Origin of the sequence: Arenimonas sp. (assembly GCF_044353605.1) — a bacterium.
GTDB lineage: Bacteria > Pseudomonadota > Gammaproteobacteria > Xanthomonadales > Xanthomonadaceae > Arenimonas.
Genome location: NZ_JBILBO010000001.1, coordinates 99,755 through 122,180, shown reverse-complemented (window position 1 = coordinate 122,180; position 22,426 = coordinate 99,755). Strand labels below are relative to the sequence as shown.

23 protein-coding genes and 1 pseudogene are annotated in these 22,426 nt (G+C 59.3%); 12 read left to right on the top strand and 12 right to left on the bottom strand.

The features are described 5' to 3' along the window. Nucleotides 1-111 precede the first annotated feature (111 nt). From surE to ACIQ1A_RS00580, 4 genes are read left to right on the top strand one after another with little or no spacing between them, the layout of a single operon-like run. A complete protein-coding gene (surE, locus tag ACIQ1A_RS00595) occupies nucleotides 112-885 on the top strand; it encodes a 5'/3'-nucleotidase SurE (RefSeq protein WP_395769141.1) in 774 nt (257 codons plus the stop codon). After that, nucleotides 882-1,562, top strand: coding sequence for a protein-L-isoaspartate(D-aspartate) O-methyltransferase (locus ACIQ1A_RS00590; RefSeq protein ID WP_395769140.1), 681 nt, complete (start codon nucleotides 882-884; stop codon nucleotides 1,560-1,562). Before surE ends, ACIQ1A_RS00590 begins: the two co-directional genes overlap by 4 nt. Further along, nucleotides 1,562-2,167, top strand: coding sequence for a YqaA family protein (locus tag ACIQ1A_RS00585; RefSeq protein ID WP_395769139.1), 606 nt, complete (start codon nucleotides 1,562-1,564; stop codon nucleotides 2,165-2,167). Before ACIQ1A_RS00590 ends, ACIQ1A_RS00585 begins: the two co-directional genes overlap by 1 nt. Nucleotides 2,168-2,169: 2 nt before the next feature. Beyond that, nucleotides 2,170-2,958: a peptidoglycan DD-metalloendopeptidase family protein gene (locus tag ACIQ1A_RS00580; protein ID WP_395769138.1), complete on the top strand. Its 789-nt coding sequence runs from the start codon at nucleotides 2,170-2,172 to the stop codon at nucleotides 2,956-2,958. A gap of 43 nt (nucleotides 2,959-3,001) precedes the next feature. Here the strand turns inward: ACIQ1A_RS00580 and ACIQ1A_RS00575 are convergent. The 9 genes and pseudogenes from ACIQ1A_RS00575 to ACIQ1A_RS00535 form a co-directional block, all read right to left on the bottom strand. Continuing rightward, nucleotides 3,002-3,193, bottom strand: a pseudogene (locus ACIQ1A_RS00575) (DUF885 family protein); the annotation flags it as partial. A gap of 261 nt (nucleotides 3,194-3,454) precedes the next feature. Beyond that, entirely contained in the window at nucleotides 3,455-4,222 is a 768-nt protein-coding gene (locus ACIQ1A_RS00570) for a queuosine precursor transporter (protein ID WP_395769137.1), read from the bottom strand. Nucleotides 4,223-4,226: 4 nt separating this feature from the next. Further along, nucleotides 4,227-4,865: a DUF502 domain-containing protein gene (locus ACIQ1A_RS00565; RefSeq protein ID WP_395769136.1), complete on the bottom strand. Its 639-nt coding sequence runs from the start codon at nucleotides 4,863-4,865 to the stop codon at nucleotides 4,227-4,229. A 17-nt stretch (nucleotides 4,866-4,882) separates the two neighbouring features. Beyond that, nucleotides 4,883-5,743, bottom strand: a complete 861-nt coding sequence (gene trxA, locus ACIQ1A_RS00560; RefSeq protein WP_395769135.1) for a thioredoxin — start codon at nucleotides 5,741-5,743, stop codon at nucleotides 4,883-4,885. Between the two features lie 18 nt (nucleotides 5,744-5,761). Next, nucleotides 5,762-6,226, bottom strand: a complete 465-nt coding sequence (ribH, locus tag ACIQ1A_RS00555; protein ID WP_395769134.1) for a 6,7-dimethyl-8-ribityllumazine synthase — start codon at nucleotides 6,224-6,226, stop codon at nucleotides 5,762-5,764. Then, nucleotides 6,223-7,461, bottom strand: coding sequence for a bifunctional 3,4-dihydroxy-2-butanone-4-phosphate synthase/GTP cyclohydrolase II (locus tag ACIQ1A_RS00550; RefSeq protein ID WP_395769133.1), 1,239 nt, complete (start codon nucleotides 7,459-7,461; stop codon nucleotides 6,223-6,225). Before ACIQ1A_RS00550 ends, ribH begins: the two co-directional genes overlap by 4 nt. Further along, complete coding sequence (locus tag ACIQ1A_RS00545; protein ID WP_395769132.1) at nucleotides 7,458-8,090, bottom strand: riboflavin synthase; 633 nt, start codon at nucleotides 8,088-8,090, stop codon at nucleotides 7,458-7,460. The genes ACIQ1A_RS00550 and ACIQ1A_RS00545 overlap by 4 nt, the downstream gene beginning before the upstream one ends. Nucleotides 8,091-8,094: 4 nt before the next feature. After that, nucleotides 8,095-9,102, bottom strand: coding sequence for a bifunctional diaminohydroxyphosphoribosylaminopyrimidine deaminase/5-amino-6-(5-phosphoribosylamino)uracil reductase RibD (ribD, locus tag ACIQ1A_RS00540; protein WP_395769131.1), 1,008 nt, complete (start codon nucleotides 9,100-9,102; stop codon nucleotides 8,095-8,097). Continuing rightward, the gene (locus ACIQ1A_RS00535; RefSeq protein WP_395769130.1) at nucleotides 9,102-10,391 is read right to left on the bottom strand and encodes an amidohydrolase family protein; all 1,290 of its coding nucleotides are present in this window, start codon (nucleotides 10,389-10,391) and stop codon (nucleotides 9,102-9,104) included. The genes ribD and ACIQ1A_RS00535 overlap by 1 nt, the downstream gene beginning before the upstream one ends. A gap of 78 nt (nucleotides 10,392-10,469) precedes the next feature. Here ACIQ1A_RS00535 and nemA point away from each other — a divergent pair, with 78 nt between their 5' ends. Next, nucleotides 10,470-11,567 carry an N-ethylmaleimide reductase gene (nemA, locus tag ACIQ1A_RS00530; RefSeq protein WP_395769129.1) on the top strand — a complete coding sequence of 366 codons (1,098 nt, stop codon included), beginning with the start codon at nucleotides 10,470-10,472 and terminating at the stop codon, nucleotides 11,565-11,567. A 70-nt stretch (nucleotides 11,568-11,637) separates the two neighbouring features. Here nemA and ACIQ1A_RS00525 read toward each other — a convergent pair whose 3' ends face one another. Further along, nucleotides 11,638-11,871 carry a hypothetical protein gene (locus tag ACIQ1A_RS00525; protein ID WP_395769128.1) on the bottom strand — a complete coding sequence of 78 codons (234 nt, stop codon included), beginning with the start codon at nucleotides 11,869-11,871 and terminating at the stop codon, nucleotides 11,638-11,640. A 235-nt stretch (nucleotides 11,872-12,106) separates the two neighbouring features. Here ACIQ1A_RS00525 and leuS point away from each other — a divergent pair, with 235 nt between their 5' ends. The 6 genes from leuS to rlmH are packed head-to-tail and all read left to right on the top strand — an operon-like array spanning nucleotide 12,107 to nucleotide 17,790. Further along, a complete protein-coding gene (gene leuS / locus ACIQ1A_RS00520) occupies nucleotides 12,107-14,728 on the top strand; it encodes a leucine--tRNA ligase (protein ID WP_395769127.1) in 2,622 nt (873 codons plus the stop codon). Next, the gene (gene lptE / locus ACIQ1A_RS00515) at nucleotides 14,728-15,219 is read left to right on the top strand and encodes an LPS assembly lipoprotein LptE (protein WP_395769126.1); all 492 of its coding nucleotides are present in this window, start codon (nucleotides 14,728-14,730) and stop codon (nucleotides 15,217-15,219) included. Before leuS ends, lptE begins: the two co-directional genes overlap by 1 nt. Further along, nucleotides 15,216-16,253, top strand: a complete 1,038-nt coding sequence (gene holA / locus ACIQ1A_RS00510; protein ID WP_395769125.1) for a DNA polymerase III subunit delta — start codon at nucleotides 15,216-15,218, stop codon at nucleotides 16,251-16,253. The genes lptE and holA overlap by 4 nt, the downstream gene beginning before the upstream one ends. Next, a complete protein-coding gene (nadD, locus tag ACIQ1A_RS00505) occupies nucleotides 16,244-16,888 on the top strand; it encodes a nicotinate-nucleotide adenylyltransferase (protein ID WP_395769124.1) in 645 nt (214 codons plus the stop codon). The genes holA and nadD overlap by 10 nt, the downstream gene beginning before the upstream one ends. A gap of 29 nt (nucleotides 16,889-16,917) precedes the next feature. Continuing rightward, nucleotides 16,918-17,316, top strand: a complete 399-nt coding sequence (rsfS, locus tag ACIQ1A_RS00500) for a ribosome silencing factor (RefSeq protein ID WP_395769123.1) — start codon at nucleotides 16,918-16,920, stop codon at nucleotides 17,314-17,316. Nucleotides 17,317-17,319: 3 nt separating this feature from the next. Then, entirely contained in the window at nucleotides 17,320-17,790 is a 471-nt protein-coding gene (gene rlmH / locus ACIQ1A_RS00495; RefSeq protein ID WP_395769122.1) for a 23S rRNA (pseudouridine(1915)-N(3))-methyltransferase RlmH, read from the top strand. Nucleotides 17,791-17,838: 48 nt separating this feature from the next. On the opposite strand, the gene katG is transcribed toward rlmH, so the two are convergent. After that, nucleotides 17,839-20,043 carry a catalase/peroxidase HPI gene (gene katG, locus ACIQ1A_RS00490; protein ID WP_395769121.1) on the bottom strand — a complete coding sequence of 735 codons (2,205 nt, stop codon included), beginning with the start codon at nucleotides 20,041-20,043 and terminating at the stop codon, nucleotides 17,839-17,841. Nucleotides 20,044-20,153: 110 nt separating this feature from the next. After that, nucleotides 20,154-21,773, bottom strand: a complete 1,620-nt coding sequence (locus ACIQ1A_RS00485) for an alkaline phosphatase (RefSeq protein WP_395769120.1) — start codon at nucleotides 21,771-21,773, stop codon at nucleotides 20,154-20,156. Between the two features lie 73 nt (nucleotides 21,774-21,846). On the opposite strand from ACIQ1A_RS00485, the gene ACIQ1A_RS00480 reads away from it, so the two are divergent. Beyond that, nucleotides 21,847-22,425 (top strand): Maf family protein, encoded by a 579-nt coding sequence (locus tag ACIQ1A_RS00480; protein WP_395769119.1) that lies wholly within the window; start codon nucleotides 21,847-21,849, stop codon nucleotides 22,423-22,425. The last annotated feature ends 1 nt before the right edge of the window (nucleotide 22,426 follow it).

The following is a 22,426-nucleotide window of genomic DNA, read 5'->3' as shown; positions in this document are numbered from 1 at the left end:
TGGCTTAGGCTTAATTTAACCGAAGCGGGCGTAACACGGGGGGCTTGGAAGGAACCGGGGCTGCCGCTTGGTTTATCCCGTTTCCGGAGTGAATACGGGTATCATATTTGCATGCGTATCCTCATCAGCAACGACGACGGCATCGAAGCGCCGGGCATCATCGCCCTGGCCGAAGGACTGGCCGCCGCCGGACACCAGCTTTTCATCGTCGCCCCCGACCGCGATCGATCCGGTGCCTCCAATTCTCTGACGCTCGGATCGCCTATCCGCGCCCGCCATCTGGCTGAAAACCGCGTGAGCGTCACCGGTACCCCTACCGATTGTGTGCATCTTGCGCTGGCCGGTCTGCTGCCGGAGGATCCGGACATCGTGCTGTCGGGCATCAACAACACCGCCAACCTCGGTGATGACGTGATTTACTCCGGAACCGTGGCCGCCGCCATGGAGGGCCGTTGTCTCGGTTTGCCGGCTATTGCGCTCAGCTGCGCCAGCCCAGACCACAAGCCCCGGCATTACGCCAGCAGCGTGCGCGTTGCGCAGTTGTTGATCGAGCGTCTGCTCAGCGATCCCTTGCCGGCCGATACGATTTTGAACGTCAATATTCCCGATCTGCCCTGGACGGAAATCAAAGGCTTCGAGGTGACACGTCTGGGCCATCGTCATCGCGCCGAACCCTGCGTGCAGCAGATCGATCCGCGCGGGCGCCCGATGTGGTGGATTGGTCCGGCCGGCCCCGAGCAGGACGGTGGCCCGGGTACGGATTTCCATGCGGTCAAAGCCGGCTTCGTCTCGATTACACCGATTCATGTCGACCTGACACGCTATCAGGCGCTTGAAAAAGTATCCGGTTGGGCGCAGGACCTCTCGAAAGCGTTGCCGGCATGAATCGCATCCAACTGCGCCCGGAAAGCAAAGGCTTGGGCATGACCTCGCAGCGGGCCCGCGACCGTATGGTCGAGCGTCTGCGCGAACAGGGTATCCGTGATGAGCGCGTGCTCAATGTCATGCGTGCCTTGCCACGTCATGTGTTCATCGATGAAGGTCTGGCGTCGCGTGCCTATGAAGACACCGCATTGCCGATCGGTAACGCCCAGACCATATCCCAGCCTTGGGTGGTCGCGCGGATGACCGAAGCCATGATTGAAACCGGAATGCCTGCCAGAGTTCTGGAAATAGGTACCGGCTCGGGTTATCAGACTGCGGTATTGGCCGCGCTCGGACTGCAGGTGTTCACGGTCGAGCGCATCGAGGAACTGTTACGCAGTGCGCGTCCGCGTTTCCGCAGCCTCAAGCTCCACGAACAGATCCGCTCAAAACATGATGACGGAAATCTCGGCTGGCCTGAGAATGGCCCGTTCGACGCAATCCTGCTGACCTGTGCCGCTCCGGCGCTGGTGACGCCGTTATTGGCGCAGTTGGGTGAACCGGGGGTCTTGGTATCACCGGTCGGAACGGATGCCGGAAAACAGAAACTATTACGCGTCATCAAAGCCGATGGCGCAATCAGCGAGCAGGATCTGGGTCCGGTCAGCTTCGTTCCGCTGCTTCCGGGAGTGCTCTGATGGCCTTGTTCAAAAGACTGTACGAACGCACCATTCTCTGGGCGGCACATCCCAAGGCCTCATGGTATCTGGGGTTTCTGAGCTTCATTGAGGCGATTTTCTTTCCCGTCATGCCGGAAGTGATGATGGCGCCGATGTGTCTGGCCAAACCGAAAGAAGCCTACCGTTATGCCACCATCAGTCTAATAAGTGGCCTGGGCGGATCTCTCCTCGGTTACGCTTTCGGTCATTACGCCTATGAGTTTTTCAGCCCATTGCTGAGCGAGGGTATGCGTGCCGGCATCGATGGTTGGGTACAGACCCTTCGTGTGCAGATGAATGAGCATTGGCTCACCCTGTTGGGTGTGTTGGTCGTCGCGGCCCTGCAGCCGGTCATTCCAATGAAGGTGGTGGCCTGGGCATCCGGTATTGTCGGCATCCCGATCGGGCCCTATCTGGCCTGTATGGCGGTGGGTCGCGGCAAGCGCCTGTATCTGTTGGCGGCTGCGATACGATGGGGCGGAGAGCGCGCAGAAGAGGCCCTGCGGCGGAATATCGAACGTTTGGGATGGGTCGTGGTGGCACTCGTGGCTGTCGCCGCCGTTGCCTACCTCGTGTGGAGATGACCATGATTGTAAGACGCTCGGTTACCGCCATACTGGTCATAGCACTTGCGGCATGCCAGTCGGGTTATCAAACCACCCAGAGCCGTCAGCGCACGTCCACCAAACCGGCGAAGCCGGTGGTACAGACGGCCCCGAAATCACAGGAGGCCGGCATCGCAACGGTACAGGCCGGTGATACCGTTTTCGGTATCGCATTCCGTGCCGGTCTGAACTACCGGGATGTGGCAGCCTGGAATGGCATTGATGAGCCCTACACCATCCAGGTCGGTCAGAAGCTGCGGCTTAGCCCGCCTGCAACGGCCACGGCTTCAAAGCCTGCCAAGAGCGCACCGGCATTGCCCAATCAGAAAACGGTTCTGAGCAAGACCATTCCGGTCGGCGAGCCGGTGCCGGTCAAACCGGCGGTTCCGGTGCTGTCGAACATTGCCTGGCAGTGGCCGGCAAAGGGCGAAATCATCGGTCGGTTCATTGTAGGTGATAAAACCAATCAGGGCATCAACATTGCCGGCAGCAACGGTCAGGATATCACCGCCGCCGCCGATGGCACCGTGGTTTACTCCGGCGCCGGACTCATCGGCTATGGCGAGTTGCTGATCATCAAACACAGCAACGAATGGATTTCCGCTTACGCGCATAACAGCAAACGGTTGGTTGCCGAAGGCGTCAAAGTCAAAGCCGGCCAGCATATCGCCGAAATGGGCCAGACCGGTTCGGTCAGGACCATGCTGCATTTCGAAATACGCCGTAACGGCAAGCCGGTCGATCCGTTGCTGTATCTGCCAACGCGCTGAACCTAAAAAAGCGCCCGAAGGCGCTTTCAGGTATTGCCGCTGATTAATCCTGTTCGGCAATCCAACGGTCGATTTTTGCCTCAAGCACTGGAAGCGGCACGCTGCCGTCCTTCAGCACTTCCGCATGGAATGCGCGCGGATCGAACTTGGCGCCGAGTGCGGACTGTGCTTTTCGTTTCTGTTCCTGAATCTTCAGTTCGCCAATTTTGTAGGCCAGTACTTGGCCGGGAATAGCTGTGCTTACGGAAATCGGCAGTGAAGAAGTTAGGCAATTGATCGTTGTAACGGGCATCACCCATGAACGTAGCGCTGATTGGATCAGCTTGAGGTTGGCCTCCCAAAAGTCCGCATAGACCTGTTCGAGCTCAGCCGCGAGTTTGGCTTGGTCGACAGCTGTGATTTCAGCCGTGGGAGCTTCAGCAGGTTTGTTGCAGGCGCCAAGGCTGGTGGCGAGGACGATGGCGACGACAATCGGTCGCAGTTTCATGGAAATTCTTCAGTGGGTTTCGGAATGGGCATTACGGTGAAGCTGTTCGGCGTGTTCATGACCGATGTACCAGTGAATCAGTTTACGGACGGCATACAGTGCCGGAATCATCAGAACGGCCGCAAGCATCTTGTAGCCATAATTCAGTGTGGCGACCGCGAAGAACAGATCATAACTCCATTGCTGTGGGCCGAGTACGAATGCGATATAGAGCACGACGAAGCTGTCGATCAGCTGCGACACGGCCGTCGAGCCGGTGGCGCGCAGCCAGACCATGCGCGAGCCGGTGAAACGGCGAATACGCGAGAACACCGAGACATCAATGAGTTGGCTGAGCCCGAAGGCGATGACCGAGCCCCAGATGGTCCACAGCCCCTGACCGAAAATAGCGGCGAAGGCGGCCTGTAAATCGGGTACGCCCTGATTGGCATTGGCTCCGATCCACCAGTCGGCCGGTGCCAGATGGATGGCGGCGTAGGCGAAGACAAAACCGTAAAGGATCAGGGCGACCGCGGTCCAGCTGATGAAACGCACCCCGCGTTTTCCGAAGTACTCATTGACGATGTCGGTCATCACGAACACGATCGGCCAAAGCAGGGTGCCGGCGGTGAAATTCAGCGATCCGGTCTGTCCAAACAGATTCCATTCGAACGGGGCGATGCCGAGCGTGGCTTCCAGCGCGAAAATCTTGACGCCGATGAACTCGGCCAGGACGGCGGTGACGCAGAAAAACGCGGCAAGAAAGACATATAGTCGCTGCGGTTTGTCCAGATGCATATATTTACGCCTTCGAAAATGGAATTTTATCCGGCGAAACCGCGCCGCCGGAGATGATGAAGGACATGGCCTGATCGGCGGTCCAGTCGGTCGGGATGAGCTGGCTGACCGGCACGATTTCCAGATAGCCGGATGTTGGATTAGGCGTGGTTGGCACATAAACCGCCGCCAGTTCTTCTCCGGTGGCTTCATCGGTCAGAATGCGGGTGACGAAACCGACCGATTTCATGTTTTCGTGCGGAAAGTTGATCAACACCACGCGCTGAGTGCCGTCTGGTTTGGTCTGCAGCATATCGAGCAGTTTACGGGCGCTTCCGTATACGGTCTTGGCCAGCGGGACCTTGTTCACCATCGCTTCAAACCAGCCGATAAAACGTTGACCGAGCACGCGGCGGGTCATGAATCCGACTGCGAGAATGAAGCCGACGGTCACGCCGATCGCGATAGACGTCTGAACCCAAGGCTCATCGAGCCAGCCGAAGACGGTCGGGTTACTGGTCGAAAGATGCGTGCTGAGTGGACCGATGACCGGTTGGCTGATGTCGGACAGCAGACCAAATACGAATTTGAAAACGATGATGACCAGCCAGATCGGGGTCAACGTGAGTAAGCCGGTGAGGAAATAAGCCTGAAGTCGGTTCATGCCGACAGTATAAACGCTTAATTCAGCAGACTGGCCATTTTGCGACGGTACAGGCGAACCAGATCTTCGTCATCGACCGTGCTGAAAGCCTCAATCAGCAATTTACGCGGCAAGCCATCCTGATAGTCACGGTTCAGTCGGAACAATTCCAGCAACTGCGCCAGACCGGCCTCGGCTTGGCCCTGGACCAGATACTGCAGGCCGAGCAGACGGTGTGCTTCGAAATCTTCGGGTTTGGCGGCAATCGCAGCCAGCAACACGTCAATCGGCGGCGCGTCCTTGACCCGCTCGGCCAGATCGATACGGGCGCGTGCTTTGGTGATCCGGTCGTCCATGGCCAGATTGGCAGGCAGGGCATCAAACAGCGCCAAGGCCTCGGCATAGGTGTATGTTGCCGCCAATGCGAGCCCCAGTTCCAGTTTCAATGCGTCGTCCTCCGGGGCTTCAGCCACGGCATGACGCAGACGGACGACTTCCTGGTGCGGATTCACGGCTTCCGGCTCGACCACTTCAGTCGGCGTTTCGGCCAGTTGCGGTTTGGCGGTGATTTGATGGTGGGTGAAGAACTCGCGCAACTGCGCTTCCGGCAGCGCTGCCGAGAAGCCATCCACGATTTTTCCGTCCTTGAGCAGCATCAAGGTCGGAATCGATTTGATCTGAAAATAGCCGGCCAGTTGCTGTTCTTTGTCGACATCGACCTTGGCCAACAGGAAGCCGCCGTTGAACTCGAGCGCAAGTTTCTCCAGCAAGGGCCCGATCTGCTTGCATGGCCCGCACCATTCCGCCCAGAAGTCCACCAATACCGGCGTGTCCTTGGAGGCGTTGATGACATCCTGTTCGAATGTATCGAGTTTGGCGTCGAAGACAAAGGCGTTCATGGTGTTTTCCGGTTGGGCTTAGGCTTTGATGTGTGGCAGCAGACTGGCCATTTCAAGGGCGGTCATCGCCGCATCCCAGCCTTTGTTGCCGGATTTGCCGCCGGCGCGGCTGATGGCCTGCTCGGTATTTTCGGTGGTGACCACGCCGAAGATGACCGGAATGCCGGTCTTCAGACCGGCCGCCGCGATGCCCTTGGCGGCTTCGCTGCAGACATAGTCGTAATGCGTGGTGTCGCCACGGATGACCGCGCCCAGACAGATCACGGCATGATAACGTCCAGTTTCGGCCAGGGTCAGTGCCACCAGCGGCAATTCGAATGCGCCGGGCACGGCAACCGTATCCACGGCGTCCTCGGCCACGCCGTGACGCTTCAGGCAATCCAGAGCGCCGGCCTGCAGACGATCGGTGATGAAATCATTGAAGCGGGCGGTAACCACGGCGATGCGCAGTGATGTGCCGTCCAGGGATCCTTGGTAATTCATGACATGCTCTCGATAGCGGGCGGTAAATCGATGTGGTGACCGAACTTGCGGCGTTTGGTCAGCAGATAGTGGTGGTTGTTGCCATTGGCCGGAATCGACAGTTCTTCGCGGGCGATGCTGCGATTCCGGAAACCCTTCAGTGCATCCAGCTTATCGGGGTTGTTGGTTAGTAAACGCAGGTCATCGATGCCGAAGTGGACGAGGATCTGGTTGGCCATGGTGTAGTCGCGGGCATCGGCTTTCAGACCGAGGCGCAGATTGGCTTCCACGGTGTCCAGACCTGCATCCTGCAACTGATAGGCACGCACTTTGTTGAACAGGCCGATGCCGCGACCTTCCTGGCGCAGATAGATGACGATGCCGGAACCGGCCGCCTCCATGCGGGCGATGGCATCCTGTAACTGGCTGCCGCAATCGCAGCGTTGCGAGCCAAGCACATCACCGGTGAAGCATTCGGAATGGATGCGGACCAGCGTGCCTGGTTCGGTTAATCGATCCGGTGGTCCTTTCACCATCGCCATGTGTTCTTCGCCGAGCAGTTCCGAGCGGAACACATAGAATCGGAAATCGCCGGAATCGGTCGGCATCGGGGCCGATTCGACGGCACTAATGAGGTTTTCATGGCTTTTGCGCCAGGCCACCAGATCGGCGATGGCGATGATTTTCAGGCCGTGTTCGGCAGCGAATACACGTAAATCGGGCAGGCGCGCCATCTCGCCGTCGTCTTTGATGATTTCGCAGATGACACCGGCCGGTTGGAATCCCGCCAAACGCGCCAGATCCACCGCGGCCTCGGTATGGCCCTGACGGACCAATACACCACCGTCCCTGGCAACCAGTGGAAAAATATGACCGGGTTTGTTGAATGCGGCAGCACCGATGGCCGGATTGGTCAACAGATTCAGACACAGGGCGCGGTCGGCGGCGGAGATGCCGGTGCTGGCATTTTCGGCGGCATCGATGCTGACGGTGAAAGCGGTGCGCATGGCTTCAGTGTTGCGGGCCGCCTGCAAGGGCAGATCCAGTTGGTCGGCGCGCTCCTTCGTAATCGGTGCACACACCAGGCCACGGCCGTAGCGGATCATGAAGTTGATGGCCTCCGGTGTCGCACATTCCGCCGGCATCAGCAGATCGCCTTCGTTTTCACGGTTTTCATCGTCAACCACGATCAGCATGCGGCCCTGTTTCAACTCGGTCAGGGCTTCTTCGATTGTGCTCAGGGGGATGTCGTTCATGCGTCGGATTCCAGATGGGACCACGCCTTGCGTAGCGTCGGGTCGGCCCGGAGTAGGCCTTCGATGGTTTTCGCCAACACATCCACTTCGATGTTTACGGCATCACCGGCAGATCGGGTGCGCAAATTGGTGTTGGCCAGCGTATGCGGAATGATGGAAACACTCAGACCTTCGGCGTCGAGCGCGGCGATGGTCAGGCTGATGCCATCGATGGCGATGGAGCCCTCCAGTATCAAATAGCGCCGTAATGCCAACGGCACGTCTACGCTGACCCACCAGCTGTCGCCGCGCGCCTCGATGCCACGGACGCGTCCGATACCGTTGACGTGGCCCTGCACCAGATGGCCACCAAGGCGGTCGCCGAAACGCAGGGCCAGTTCCAGATTGACCGGCGCGTCTTCGCTCAATTCAGCCAGGGCGGTTTTTTCCAAGGTGACCGGCATGACGAAGGTACTGAAGCCTTCGGCATCTACGGACTCGGCAGTGAGGCACACGCCGTTGGTGGCGATCGAGTCGTCCGCGGCGATGCGTCCGGCCAATTCCGGACAGTGGATGTGCATGCGGGTACCGTCGGTACTGGCCGTCAAGCGGCTGATGCGGCCGACGGACTGAATCAATCCGGTAAACATAGGGTTATAGTCGTCCGGTGAGGACCAAATCGTCGCCAAGAGGACTATATTCTACGTGCTTTAAGTGAAGACGATGGCTTAATTCGGTTAAACCGTAAGCGGCCAGTGCCGGCAATCCATCGCCAAGATAGCTGGGATTCAGGTAATGGCTGACGCGCTGGACCAGACCGGCCTGCAGAAAAGAGGCGGCCAGCCCGGCACCACCTTCCAGCAACAGGTTGCAGATGCCATCTTCAGCCAGCATCGCCAGTGCTTCAGGCAGTGGTGTACCGGCGAACACCCGTGTCCGCGCAGCATCGGCGTCGGTGAATACATGGGCGTCGGTCGGAAGCTTGCCGCTGCGGCTGAAAATAATCCGTTGCGGTTGCGGCCGCTCAAAGCCGGGAAGGCGAACGGTCAAGCGCGGGTTGTCGCTGCGCAGCGTGCCGGCGCCGATGGCGATGGCGTCATGCTCGGCCCGCAACTGGTGGGCATGCGTACGCGCGGCCTCGCCGGTAATCCACTGCGATTGCCCGTCCGGCATAGCGATGCGGCCATCCAGGGTACTGGCCAATTTCAAATGCACGAAGGGCAGGCCGGTTCGCTGCTGGTGGAAGAACACTTCGTTCAAGCGTTCGCCGTCTTCGGCCAAAACATCGGTGATGACCTCGATGCCTGCTTGCCGCAGCAAGGCAATGCCGCCTCCGGAAACCGCGGGGTTGGGATCGATGTTGGCGATGACCACGCGTGCGATGCCGGCACGGATCAAGGCCTGGGCGCAGGGTGGGGTACGCTTGTCGGTATGACAGCAGGGTTCGAGGTTTACATACAGCGTGGCACCGGCTACAGGCCCGGTGGCACGGGCGAGGGCATCGGCTTCGGCATGGGCTAGCCCGGCCTGGGCATGAAAGCCTTCGCCGATAATGCGCCCGTCCTTGACGATGACACAGCCGACCATCGGATTCGGCCAGGTGCGGCCACGGGCTTGCTGCGCCAGTGCCATGGCCCGGCGCATGAATCCGGCATGATCCATCAGGGTTGCTTGTAGATCACGCCATCTTTCATGACGAAGGCCACGCGTTCGGTGACACGGATGTCATCATTCGGATCACCCGGCATGGCCACGATATCGGCGTAGAAGCCGGCTTTGATCTGACCGACATCCTCCGCTCCCAGAACCTTGGCGGCATTATAGGTCGCGGTTTGCAAGGCGACATTGACTGGCATGCCGGCTTCGACCATGAAGCCAAATTCACGGGCGTTATCGCCGTGGTAACTGACGCCGGAATCGGTGCCGAAGGCAATGGGAACGCCGGCTTTGTAAGCCTTACCAAAGGTATTCTGAATCTGTGAGCCGATACGGGCTGCTTTCGGGCGGACCACTTCCGGATAAAAACCGTCGATCTTCGCCTTTTCGGCGACAAATTTTCCGGCGGCAATCGTCGGCACATACCAGGTTCCGTTTTGCTTCATCAACTTGAAGATTTCATCATCCATGTAGGTGCCGTGCTCGATCGAGGTGACGCCGCCCACGATGGCACGTTTCATGCCTTCCTTGCCGTGCGCATGCGCGGCGACGCGGAAGCCGTAATCCTTGGCGGTTTCCACCACGGCGCGCACTTCATCCACCGTGAACTGCGGTGCGTCGCCACTTTTGGCATAGCTGAGCACGCCACCGGTAGCGGTAATCTTGATGACATCCGAGCCGTCCTTGTAACGCTGGCGCACGGCGGCGCGGCCTTCTTCCGCGCTGTTGATGACGCCCTCAGCGGGGCCGGGGGTGCCGATTGCATCGGCCAGAAGGTGGCTGAGGCCGTTGGTCGGATCGGCATGACCGCCGGTGGTGGCGATGGATTTACCGGCTGCCCAGACGCGCGGCCCTTCTACCAAGCCCTGATTGATTCCGTCACGTAACGCGAGAGAGTTTTCGCCACCCAGATCGCGCACGCTCGTAAAACCGGCCAAGAGTGTCTTTTTGGCATAACCTACCGAGCGCAGTATGGTGTACTCCGGATTCAAGCGGAAGCCCTCGGAATAGCTCTGCGGGCTGGACTGTTGACCAAGATGCACGTGCAGGTCGATGAATCCCGGGCTGCAGGTCTGGCTGCGCAGATCGACCACCGTGGCGCCCGGCATGCTGACGGCGCCCGGCAGAACCTGACTGATCTTGTTGTTTTCAACCACGATGGTGCTGGCGCCGTTCATCCGGCCCGAGGCCGAATCGAAAAGTTTGCCGCACTGCAGGGCCTGTATGGAGGCCATGCCTGCCGGTGTCACACACAATGCGCCGAGGGTTAATGCAATGCGGGCCTTGATTTTCATGGTTTCGCCTAAAGATTATGGGAGAATCAAAAAAGTGTACCGTTTTTATCCCATTGGGTCGAATTCTTGGAGAAATGCATGTCCGTCACTTTGTTCGATGCCCTGCGCATCGGTCCGCTTACCCTGAAAAACCGCGTGCTGATGGCGCCGCTGACCCGCATGCGTGCCGGACAGCCCGGCGATATCCCGACTGCGCTGATGGCCGAATACTATCGGCAACGTGCCAGCGCGGGCCTGGTGATTACTGAAGCCACCCAGATTTCGCCCGAAGGCAAGGGCTATGCCGACACCCCGGGGCTGTACAACGCCGCGCAGACCGAAGGCTGGAAACTGAGTACGGCGGCGGTGCATGCCGAAGGTGGACTAATCTGCATGCAGCTCTGGCATGTCGGCCGCGTGTCGCATACCAGCCTTCAGATCGACGGCCAGGCGCCGGTCTCGGCTGCCGATAAACCGTATGAGAACCGCACGACCATTAAAGATGCCGACGGCAAACTGGTCCGCGCCGCCTGCAGTACCCCGCGCGCTCTGCGCACCGATGAAATTCCGCGTCTGCTCGAGGAATACCGGGTGGCCACACGCAATGCCCGTGAGGCTGGTTTCGACATGGTCGAGATCCACGCCGCGCACGGTTACCTGTTGCACCAGTTCATGTCGGAGGAAAGCAATTTCCGCACCGATCAATACGGTGGAAGTCTGGAAAACCGCGCACGCCTGTGTCTGGAAGTGGTCGATGCCGTCATCGGTGAATGGGATGCGGCCCATGTCGGTATCCGCATTTCGCCGCTGGGCATCTTCAATGGCCTGGATGATCTGGCCGGGCAGGCCATGGGCCTGTACCTGGCCGCCGAGTTCAGCAAGCGTGGTTTGGGCTATCTGCATCTGTCGGAGCCGGATTGGGCCGGTGGCCCGGCCTTGAACGACGAGTTCCGCAAAGCACTGCGTGCGGCCTTCCCGGGCGTCATCATCGCCGCCGGCAACTACACGCTGGAAAAAGCCCAGCCGCTGTTGGATGCCGGTCTGATCGATGCGGTCGCGTTCGGACGTCCATTCATCGCCAATCCGGATCTTCCCGAGCGCCTGCGCACCGGACACTCGCTCAATCCCGGTCGTCCGGAGCTGTATTACGGCGGCGGCGCGGAAGGCTATACCGATTATCCGGCCATCTCGGGATAAGTGTTCGCTATTCTTCGGCGTTGAAACGCACCGGTGCGGGAGCTTGCAGGAATGCAACTTCCGCTCCGGACTATTTCCGATCCAATAACACGCGTGCGCCAGCAATGCCAATCAACAGGCCGATTTGCGCGATGAGCCAGAAAAACCATCCGGCGCCAGCCCAGAAGGCAAGCAGTGATGTCAACAAGGACAAGGCCGCCCAAAGCACGGAATGGTCAGCTGCGCCGCCGCGCGCTTCGATTTTTCCGGCATTGAAAAACAAGGACATGCCGATGATGCACAGGGCAATCTTGGTGTAAAACACAAAAACTCCTGTTCTTATGCGCAATCCGTTTTCAACAGACTGCCGGTGGTGAGGCGGAATACCGATGATACGTCGAAAGATCGCACTGCAATGTGCCTAGGTGACTGTTTTCGTGCACAGCGGTATATGGGGCGTGTCAGTACGGTGTTTTGATAGCCAATCGGGCAGGATTTACTGTCTAAAATCAGGCGCATAAGGTAATCTATAGGGCAATAATCCCAAGATCTTAGCGCCCATGTCCGTCTCTGCCAAAAACGCCGAATATCCACCGCAAGTCATTGAAAAACAAGCCCAGGAGTTCTGGAGGGCGCAGCGCGCCTTCGAGGTCAACGAGCAATCGGCGCTTCCGAAATACTACTGCCTGTCGATGTTGCCGTATCCCTCCGGTGCCCTGCATATGGGCCACGTGCGCAATTACACCATCGGTGATGTGATTTCCCGCTTCAAACGCATGCAAGGGTTCAATGTGTTGCAACCGATGGGCTGGGATGCCTTCGGCTTGCCGGCTGAGAACGCCGCGATCAAGAACAAGACCGCGCCGGCCAAATGGACCTACGCCAACATCGATCACATGCGCAGCCAGCTGCAGAGTCTGGGCTATGCCATCGATTGGTCGCGCGAACTGGCGACCTGCACGCCCGAGTATTACCGCTGGGAACAGTTGATGTTCACGCGCTTGTACAAAAAAGGCATCGTCTACCGCAAAAATTCGGTGGTGAACTGGGATCCGATGGATCAGACCGTGCTCGCCAACGAGCAGGTCATCGACGGCCGCGGCTGGCGCTCCGGCGCGCTGGTGGAGAAACGCGAAGTTCCGCAATGGTTCCTGAAGATCACCGATTATGCCCAGGAACTGTTGGATGGTCTGGACACGCTCAGCGGTTGGCCGGATTCGGTCAAGACCATGCAGCGCAACTGGATTGGCCGCAGCGAGGGTCTGGAAATCCGTTTCGCGGCCGAAAACGGCGAGGCGCTGACGGTATTCACCACGCGCCCCGACACGCTGATGGGCGTGACCTATGTCGCCGTGGCGGCCGAGCATCCCTTGGCACAGAAAGCGGCAGAGGCCAATCCGGCCTTGGCCGAATTCATCACCGCCTGCAAGCAGGGCGGGGTGTCCGAGGCCGAGCTGGAAACCCAGGAAAAGAAAGGCATGGCCACTGGCGTGTATGCCGTGCATCCGCTGTCGGGTGAAAAGCTGCCGGTCTGGGTCGCCAATTTCGTGCTGATGGGTTACGGCACCGGTGCGGTGATGGCCGTACCGGGCCATGATGCCCGTGATTTTGAATTCGCCAAGAAGTACATGCTGCCAATCAAACAGGTCATTGCCGTCCCCGGCCAGGAGTACAGCACCGAAGCCTGGCAGGATTGGTACGGCGACAAAACCGCCGACGGCCTGCAGGTCATCAACTCCGGAGCGCTGGATGGCAAGAACTATGCCGAGGCTTTTGCTCACCTGAAACGTCAGCTGGTCGATGCCGGTCAGGGCGCCCACCGCGTCAACTTCCGTCTGCGTGATTGGGGCGTTTCGCGCCAGCGCTATTGGGGTTGCCCGATTCCAATGATTTACTGCGCCGCCTGCGGCGCGGTACCGGTTCCCGAAGATCAGTTGCCGGTGCGTCTGCCGGAAGACGTCGCCTTCGCCGGCACCGGTTCGCCGATCAAGACCGATCCCGAATGGCGCAAAACCACCTGTCCGCAATGTGGCGGTGCCGCCGAACGCGAAACCGATACCTTCGACACCTTCATGGAATCGAGCTGGTATTACGCGCGCTATACCTCGCCGGGCGCGCAGGATCTGGTTGATCAGCGCGCCGATTACTGGCTGCCGGTTGATCATTATATCGGCGGCATTGAACACGCCATCATGCATCTGATGTATTTCCGTTTCTATCACAAGCTGATGCGCGATGCGGGTCTGGTGCACAGCGACGAGCCGGCCACGCACCTGCTGTGTCAGGGCATGGTCATCGCCGATACCTTCTACCGCACCGAATCCGATGGCTCGAAGACCTGGTACAACCCGGCCGAGGTCGCCATCGATACCGATGAGCGCGGCAAAATCACCGGCGCCACGCTGTTGGCCGATGGCCAGCCGGTGCAGATCGGCGGCACCGAGAAAATGTCGAAATCCAAGAACAACGGCGTCGATCCGCAGATCATGGTCGATAAATTCGGCGCCGATACGGTCCGCCTGTTCTCCATGTTCGCGGCACCGCCGGAACAGGGTCTGGATTGGAGCGAATCAGGTGTCGAGGGCATGTACCGGTTCCTGCGCCGGCTGTGGAATCAGGTCCAGAAGCATGTGTCTGCCGGTCCGGCCGCCGGTATGCCGGACGCTGCGGCGCTCGGCCCGGACGCCAAAACGCTGCGCCGACAGTTGCACGAAACCATCCATAAAGTGGGCGACGATTACGGTCGTCGTCTGACCTTCAATACCGCCATCGCTGCCGTCATGGAGCTGCTGAATGCGGCGTCACGGTTCACACCCAAAGACGCCAACGAACGCGCGCTGCTTCAGGAATTGTTCGAAGCGGTCGTGCTGCTGCTCAATCCGATTACGCCACATGTGTCGCATACGCTCTGGCAGCAACTCGGCCGGCCGGAAACCGTACTGGAGACCCTCGCATTTCCGCAAGCCGATTCGGCCGCCCTGGTGCGCGACAGCGTCTCGTTGGCGGTTCAGGTCAACGGCAAGCTCCGTGCTACCATTGAGGTGCCCTCCGGTGCCGGCAAGGAACTGATCGAAGCCCAGGCGCTGGCGGAACCCAACGTCGTCAAATTCCTGGAAGGCCTGTCGGTGAAAAAAATCATCATCGTGCCGAATAAAATCGTCAATATCGTCGGTGCCGCCTGATGCGCGCACTGCTGCTGTTGCCGGTTCTTCTGCTTGCCGCCTGCGGGTTCAAGCCCAGCAATGTGGTATCGATGGCGGCCATCGATGCACCGTTCACGGTCAATGCCAAAAATCCGTACAGTCCACTGGCCGACAACATCGAACGCGCCTTGAGTGCTTCTGGCGTGGCCTTGGCCAAGGCCGGTGAAACCGGTTACACCATCACCATCGCCGATGAAACCATTGAAACCAAACCGCTGTCCTTGGATCAGTTCGCGCAGGTCCGCGAGTACGTTTCCCGCTACCGGGTCGAATATTCGCTGACCGATGCCGCCGGAGCGACTCTGATCGACAAGCAGGTGGTTGAACTGCGCCGCGAATTCACCTATGACGTCAATACCTCCGCCGGCAGCCCGGCCGAGCAGGAATTGCTGCAGCGTGAAATGCAGCAGGAGATGATCCGTGCGATCCTGCGTCGCACCAATCTCGTGCTGCAATCCCGGCCCCAATGAGTCTGAGCGTCGATTCCTTTCTCAATACCTTGGCCAAAGCGCCGACCAAGCCGGTCTACCTGATTGCCGGCGCCGAAGCCCTGCTGGTACAGGAAGCCGCCGATGCCCTGCGTCTGCGCCTGCGGGAACAAGGTTATTCCGAGCGCATCGTGATCGATGCCGATGCCGGCGGATTTGATTGGAACGATCTGCACCAGCACGGCGCCAGCATGAGTCTGTTTGCCAGCCTGCGTCTCTTGGATCTGCGTCTGCCGACCGGGAAACCCGGCAAAGAAGGCGCGCAGGCCCTGCTGGAATTCTGCCAGGCACCGCCGCCGGATACGGTATTGCTCATTACTTGCCAGGATTGGAGCAACAAACACGGTGGCAAATGGTCGGAAGCGATCGAACAGAGTGGCGAACTGGTGGTGGCTTGGCCCATCAAACCCGGTGAAATCGGTTATTGGATCAGTCGCCGTTTATCGGCAAAAGGGATCAAGGCCGATGCCGAAGCCTTGCAGATTTTGACGGCCCGTGTGGAAGGTAATCTTCTGGCCGCCAATCAGGAAATCGACAAGCTGGCCATGCAGGGTGTGCAGGGTGCGGTCACTGTCGCGCAGATGCAACAGTGGGTTGCCGACAGCAGCCGTTTCGATGTGTTCAAGCTCATCGATGCCTGTTATGACCGTGACTTTCCACGCGCCAGCCGCATTCTGCGCGGTTTGCGCGCCGAAGGCGAACAGGTGCCGGCCTTAGTGCCTATGATCGGCAAGGAATTGCTCAATTTGGCGTACTACGCACGCATTCAGGAAGAAAGCCGGCGTGCGCAGTCGGCGATGCAGGCCGACAAACTTTGGCAGACCAAGCAGGCACAAATGCTGCGTATGCTCGATCACGGCAGTTGCCGCTTGTTTGAGGATTTATGTGGACAGTTGGCCGATGTCGACCGCATGTCCAAGGGGCGTCTGGGCGGTGATGCTTGGGTGTCGCTTGAGCGCGTGTTGGCCCAATGGACCGATGCCAAATCCCGCACGCGTGTGTCGGTGTGCGCCTGAGCATTTATTACGGCGGGACCTTTGATCCCGTCCATAACGGCCATCTGGCTATCGCCATGGCCGCGCAGTCCGCTTTCAGTACCGACGTGATTCTGTTGCCGAGTGCCGATCCACCGCATCGCCCACCGGCCTCGGCCTCCGCGGAGCAGCGTGCCGCCATGGTGGACTTGGCCATTGCGGGGCGTCCGGGCTTGCATTGTGATCGTCGGGAACTGCGTCGATCCGGGAAATCTTACAGTGTGCTGACCCTGCACGAGCTTCGCGAAGAACATGGGCTGGAGCAGCCGCTAGCGTGGTTGATCGGGATTGATTCCTTTCTCGGGCTACCATCCTGGCACCATTGGCGAGATCTGTTCGGTCTGTGCCATTTCATCGTCGTCCGGCGCCCCGGGCGTGATGTCGCCGATGCTGATGCCGTACTATCAGAAGCCTGCCTGGGGCGTTGGCAAACGGATCCGGAGACCTTGGACCAGTGCCCGTCCGGCCGGATTTATCTGTTGCCGATGGCATTGCGGCCGGAGTCGGCTACGGCTGTCCGTAATGGTCTGCAGACCGGACAGAACATGAATGCGGTACTGTCGCCGTCGGTTGCCGCCTATATCCACCGGCATGGACTTTATACTTCAGGGGTATAATAGCCAGCCATATCCCTGAGGATCGCCTCTTGACCCAAGCTCACATCATCAAAACGCAGTTGCCCAATCCGCTTCCCGCTCCGGAGGATCTGCTGAAGCAGGTGCATCTGGCGCTCGAGGAAATGAAGGCCAAGGACGCGGTCGAGATCGATGTGCGTGGCAAGACCAGCATCGCCGATTATCTGGTGGTCGCCTCCGGCACTTCGTCCCGGCATGTCAAATCGGTCGCCGATGAAGTGGTCAAGTTCGCCAAGAAGTGCGGTGTGATGCCGCTGGGCGTCGAAGGTTCCTCCGAGGCCGAATGGGTCCTGGTCGATCTGGGCGATGTCATCGTGCATGTCATGCTTCCGCGCGTGCGTGAGTATTACGCCATTGAGCGTCTGTGGACGGTCGGCGATCAACCGCCCGAGAGCGACGCACTGAACTGAGCCATGAAAGCGCGTTTAATCGCCGTGGGTGAACGCGCGCCCAGCTGGGTGGCCGAGGGTTTCGGCGAATACCAGAAACGCCTCTCGCACTGGCTGCCTTTTGAATTGATCGAAATCGCTCCTGGTATCCGCGGCAAGGGCCGCGATGCGGTGCGCGCGCAAGCCGATGAAGGGCAGCGCGTCATTGCCGCACTTCCCAAGAATGCCACTGTGGTGCTCCTCGATGGCCGCGGCCGCAATCACTCCTCGGAAGCGCTGGCGCAACGGCTGGAAGCATGGCGGCATCAGGGTCGGGATCTGGCCTTTCTGATCGGCGGGCCCGAGGGCCATAGCCCGGAGGTTGCCGCCAAGGCCGATGAAAGCTGGTCCATCGGGGCGCTGACGCTTCCGCACATGCTGGTCAGGCTCATCGTCGCCGAGCAGTTGTATCGCGCGGCCAGTCTGCTGGCCAATCACCCTTACCACCGCGCATAAAAAACGGGCCGTCGAAACGGCCCGTTTTCATTGAACAACAACCGGGAATCAGGCCAGATCGAAACGATCGGCGTTCATCACCTTGGTCCAGGCCGCAACGAAGTCCTTGACGAACTTATGCGCATTGTCATTCTGGGCATACGCCTCGGCAATGGCACGCAGTTGCGAATTGGAACCGAAGGCCAGATCGACGCGGGTAGCGGTCCACTTCACGGCGCCGGTTTTGCGGTCGCGGCCTTCGTAGGCGTTGTCGCCGACCGGTGTCCATGCCGTCGACATATCCACCAAGTTGGTGAAGAAGTCGGTACTCAGCTGGCCCGGACGGGTGGTGAACACGCCGTGTTTGGAGCCACCAGCATTGGCGCCGAGAACGCGCAGGCCGCCGACCAGCACCGTCATTTCCGGCGCGCTCAGTCCCAGTAGCTGGGCTTTGTCGATCAGCATTTCTTCCGGAGAAACGCTGAAGGCTTTCTTGCGGTAGTTGCGGAAACCGTCGGCTACCGGCTCAAGTACAGCAAACGATTCGGCATCGGTCTGTTCCTGGCTGGCATCGGTACGACCCGGGCTGAACGGTACGTCGACCGGGTTACCGGCGGCTTTGGCAGCGGCTTCAACACCGGCATTGCCGGCAAGAACAATCAAATCGGCCAGAGACACTTTTTTACCGCCGGACGCGCTGCTATTGAACGCGGCTTGAATGGCTTGCAGCGCCAAAAGCACTTTAGCCAGCTGTTCCGGCTGATTGGCTTCCCAGTCCTTCTGCGGCGCGAGGCGGATGCGGGCACCGTTGGCACCGCCACGGCGGTCGGAACCGCGGAAGCTCGAGGCCGAAGCCCAGGCAGTGCTGACCAGTTCGCTGACCGACAGGCCCGAAGCCAGAATCTTTGCTTTCAGGTCAGCAGCATCCTTGGCATCGATGAGGGTGAAGTCCACGGCAGGTACCGGATCTTGCCAGATCAGATCTTCGGCCGGTACTTCCGGTCCGAGGTAGAGGCTCTTCGGTCCCATGTCGCGGTGGGTCAGCTTGAACCAAGCGCGGGCATAGGCATCGGCGAACTCTTCCGGATTGGCCAGGAAGTGACGCGAGATTTTTTCATAGGCCGGATCGAAACGCAGCGACAGATCGGCGGTGGTCATCTGCGGCGGGTGCTTGATGCTCGGGTCATGCGCATCCGGAATCATGTCTTCCGGAGCGACGTCCTTGGCACGCCACTGGATGGCACCGGCGGCGGTGGTCATCTGTTCCCACTCGTACTTGAAGAGCACCTTGAAGTAGCCCATATCCCAGGTGGTGGGATTGGGTTTCCAGGCACCTTCGAAGCCGCTGGTGGTGGTGTCGCCACCCTTGCCGGTGCCATGCTTGTTGATCCAGCCGAAGCCCATTTCTTCGATCGGCGCGCCTTCCGGCTCCGGGCCGACCAAAGCTGCGTCGCCGGCGCCGTGCATTTTACCGAAGGTGTGGCCGCCGGCCACCAGCGCCACGGTTTCGTAATCATTCATGGCCATGCGGGCGAAGGTTTCACGCACGTCATGACCGGAAGCCACTGGGTCGGGCTTGCCGTCCGGGCCTTGCGGGTTGACGTAGATGAGACCCATCTGCACTGCGGCAAGCGGGTTTTCCAGATTGCGGTCACCGCTGTAGCGGCTGTCGGCTTTGTCACTGGTGGCCAGCCATTCTTTTTCGGCGCCCCAGTAAATGTCTTCTTCTGGTGCCCAGATGTCGGCGCGACCGCCGCCGAAACCGAAGGTCTTGAAGCCCATGGTTTCCATGGCAACGTTGCCGGCCAGAACGAACAGGTCAGCCCAGGAAATGGCGTTTCCGTATTTCTGTTTCAGCGGCCACAGCAGACGACGTGCTTTGTCCAGATTGCCGTTGTCCGGCCAGCTGTTGAGCGGCGCGAAACGCTGATTGCCGGTATTGGCACCGCCGCGGCCATCGGCCGTGCGATAGGTGCCGGCGGCGTGCCAGGACATGCGGATGAAAAGACCACCGTAGTGACCCCAGTCGGCCGGCCACCAATCCTGAGAATCGGTCATCAGTGCTGCCATGTCTTTCTTGAGCGCCGCGTAATCGAGTTTCTTGAAGGCTTCGGCGTAATCAAAATCCGGATCCATCGGGTTGGATACCGATTGATGTTGATGCAGGATGGACAAATTCAGCTGATTGGGCCACCAATCGGCATTGGATTGAGCGCCGTGCGTGGCACGTGCGCCACCGGCGGCGTGGAAGGGGCATTTCGATTCAGTAGACATGGTGCTCTCCTGGCGGGTTGAGGGTATGTTCAGATGGTGCGCCTGTTTATATCATTTATCCAATTAATTAAATTGATAAAATCAATAGACTGTAGCTATTAAAGCTAGAGTCAATTGATATGGGGTAACTTGACCGGCACATTTTTTTCACAAAAATCCTTAGAACACAAATACTTGCGAATCATCGGCTGTGGTTGGGTCAACAGATGGAAAATCACATTCTGCTCGAGATTGCCACGAACGGCCTCGCTGCCCGGGCCGCTGGCCCAAATGCCGACATCATCACCCCCGTGGGTTTCCGAGTTGCTCGGCACCAAGGCCTCCTGCATGAAGTTCGGGTGCTCGGTGTCGACATCGGTCAAATCGGGACGGCCGGTGGCGGGCTCGAAGTAGCCGCCGGGATTGTGCGGGAAATTTTTGCTGCCGGCCGGCTGCAGGCTGCTTTCACCCACGTAACCCGGGCCGTTGGCATACACCAGGGTGGTGTAGGGCTTGCCGAGCAAATCCTTGACCAGGCTCGGCGGATCGTCTTCGCTGGATTTACCGAAAACTTTGCCGAGAATCGGGTTGCCGCGTTGCGGGTAACCCACGAAACTCATGGTGTGGGAATGATCGGCGGTCACCAGAATCAGGGTGTCCTTGTCGGAAGTCAGTTCCGTAGCGACGCGGATGGCATCGCTGAAAGCCAGCGTATCGGTCAAGGCACGGAAAGCATTGCCGGAATGGTGGGCATGATCGATACGGCCGCCTTCAACGACGAGAAAGAACCCGCCTTCATTCTTGCGCAACAGAGTGATGGCGGTTCGGGTCATATCGGCCAGACTCGGCTCGTCTTCCTTGTCGGCAACGCGGTCATATTCGTAGCTCATTTGATCACCGTTGAACAGCCCGACCACACGGCGTGTTTTGGCCAGATCGAGTTTGCCCAGCTGACTGCCGCTGAAGACGAAGCGGGTTTCCGGTTGGCGTTGCTGCCATTCGGAAATCAGATTGCGGCCGTCTTGGCGTGAACCTTTGGCATTGCGGTAATCCTTGGCGGTCGGCGGCAGGAATTTGTTGAGACCGCCGCCCATCACCACATCGATGCCGGTGCCATTGGCATAATCCAGCAATTGCGCCGCGATGTCTTTGCAGCCCTGGGCTTTGGCCGGGGCAGGCATATCGGCATCGCTTTCCCAATTGCGTTCCGTGCTGTGCGCATAGGCGGCGGCGGGTGTGGCATGTGTGATGCGGGTGTTGGTCACCACGCCGGTGGCAAGTCCGGCGCTCTTGGCCAGCGTCACCGCACTGATCAGGGGTTGCTTCAGGCCGGCAGAACAATCCCCGCGCGCCGGAATCTGACCAACACTCAAAAAGCCCATACGGGTTTTTGCGCCAGTAATCATTGCGGTCATGGTGCCTGCAGAGTCCGGTGTTTGGCTGTCGGTATTGTAAGTTTTGCTGAAAGCGGTAAACGGAAAGCGTTCGAAACTCAGCTGGTTTTCCTCACCGGTCTGCTGCCGTTGTTGGCCTTCATATATGCGCGCGGCTGAAACCGTGGTCAGGCTCATACCGTCGCCGACGAACAGGATGATGTTTTTGGCCTTGGTGTTCCCGGAGCCGAGCTGATGCGCCCGTTCGGCGCCTTGCTGGAACCAGCGTTCAGCCGTTTCGCCCGCATCCGCAGCAAGGACTGGAAGCGATAACAGCAGACCACCAAAGCAAAGTAGAATACGGGAAGAAAGGGGCATGAGGGTTCCTTAGGCCGTTTTCGGGCGGTTGTGGCATTGTCAGTCCTCTATATTACAACTTAACGGCATCGGCATGATTTATCTGGCTTCCCAATCCCCGCGACGACAGGAACTGCTGGCCCAGCTGGGCGTTCGCTTCGAAACCATCGACGCCTCGGTGCACGAGCAGCGTCAGCTTGGGGAAAGCCCCGAACAGTATGTGAATCGCGTGGCCCGTGAAAAAGCAGGCGCCGGCCTGCTGCAATTGTGCGGCCAGGCACAGGCCATCGTGCTCGGGGCCGATACCGATGTGGTCATCGATGGCGATGTTCTTGGCAAACCAACCGATGCCGACCAGGCGGCTGCCCTGCTACGCCGCCTATCCGGCCGAACGCATCAGGTTCATACGGCGGTCTGGTTGGTTTCAGCCGGCCGCGAACGTTCAGCAACGGTCAGCACCGATGTCCGCTTTGCGGAATTGACCGAGAGCGAAATCACCGCCTACATCGCCACCGGCGAGCCCTTCGGCAAAGCCGGTGCCTACGCCATCCAAGGCCGGGCCGCGGCTTTCATCGCGGGTATTACCGGCAGTTATTCCGGGGTCATGGGTTTGCCGCTGCACGAAACCTCGGTATTGCTGCGGAACTTCGATGTTCCGCTCTGGTCAGCTTGAT

Excerpts from the sequence above, each read along its gene's own strand:
- surE (WP_395769141.1), top strand. The coding sequence starts at position 112 with ATGCGTATCCTCATCAGCAACGACGACGGCATCGAAGCGCCGGGCATC.
- ACIQ1A_RS00590 (WP_395769140.1), top strand. The coding sequence starts at position 882 with ATGAATCGCATCCAACTGCGCCCGGAAAGCAAAGGCTTGGGCATGACC.
- ACIQ1A_RS00585 (WP_395769139.1), top strand. The coding sequence starts at position 1,562 with ATGGCCTTGTTCAAAAGACTGTACGAACGCACCATTCTCTGGGCGGCA.
- ACIQ1A_RS00580 (WP_395769138.1), top strand. The coding sequence starts at position 2,170 with ATGATTGTAAGACGCTCGGTTACCGCCATACTGGTCATAGCACTTGCG.
- ACIQ1A_RS00570 (WP_395769137.1), bottom strand. The coding sequence starts at position 4,222 with ATGCATCTGGACAAACCGCAGCGACTATATGTCTTTCTTGCCGCGTTT.
- ACIQ1A_RS00565 (WP_395769136.1), bottom strand. The coding sequence starts at position 4,865 with ATGAACCGACTTCAGGCTTATTTCCTCACCGGCTTACTCACGTTGACC.
- trxA (WP_395769135.1), bottom strand. The coding sequence starts at position 5,743 with ATGAACGCCTTTGTCTTCGACGCCAAACTCGATACATTCGAACAGGAT.
- ribH (WP_395769134.1), bottom strand. The coding sequence starts at position 6,226 with ATGAATTACCAAGGATCCCTGGACGGCACATCACTGCGCATCGCCGTG.
- ACIQ1A_RS00550 (WP_395769133.1), bottom strand. The coding sequence starts at position 7,461 with ATGAACGACATCCCCCTGAGCACAATCGAAGAAGCCCTGACCGAGTTG.
- ACIQ1A_RS00545 (WP_395769132.1), bottom strand. The coding sequence starts at position 8,090 with ATGTTTACCGGATTGATTCAGTCCGTCGGCCGCATCAGCCGCTTGACG.
- ribD (WP_395769131.1), bottom strand. The coding sequence starts at position 9,102 with ATGGATCATGCCGGATTCATGCGCCGGGCCATGGCACTGGCGCAGCAA.
- ACIQ1A_RS00535 (WP_395769130.1), bottom strand. The coding sequence starts at position 10,391 with ATGAAAATCAAGGCCCGCATTGCATTAACCCTCGGCGCATTGTGTGTG.
- nemA (WP_395769129.1), top strand. The coding sequence starts at position 10,470 with ATGTCCGTCACTTTGTTCGATGCCCTGCGCATCGGTCCGCTTACCCTG.
- leuS (WP_395769127.1), top strand. The coding sequence starts at position 12,107 with ATGTCCGTCTCTGCCAAAAACGCCGAATATCCACCGCAAGTCATTGAA.
- lptE (WP_395769126.1), top strand. The coding sequence starts at position 14,728 with ATGCGCGCACTGCTGCTGTTGCCGGTTCTTCTGCTTGCCGCCTGCGGG.
- holA (WP_395769125.1), top strand. The coding sequence starts at position 15,216 with ATGAGTCTGAGCGTCGATTCCTTTCTCAATACCTTGGCCAAAGCGCCG.
- rlmH (WP_395769122.1), top strand. The coding sequence starts at position 17,320 with ATGAAAGCGCGTTTAATCGCCGTGGGTGAACGCGCGCCCAGCTGGGTG.
- katG (WP_395769121.1), bottom strand. The coding sequence starts at position 20,043 with ATGTCTACTGAATCGAAATGCCCCTTCCACGCCGCCGGTGGCGCACGT.
- ACIQ1A_RS00485 (WP_395769120.1), bottom strand. The coding sequence starts at position 21,773 with ATGCCCCTTTCTTCCCGTATTCTACTTTGCTTTGGTGGTCTGCTGTTA.
- ACIQ1A_RS00480 (WP_395769119.1), top strand. The coding sequence starts at position 21,847 with ATGATTTATCTGGCTTCCCAATCCCCGCGACGACAGGAACTGCTGGCC.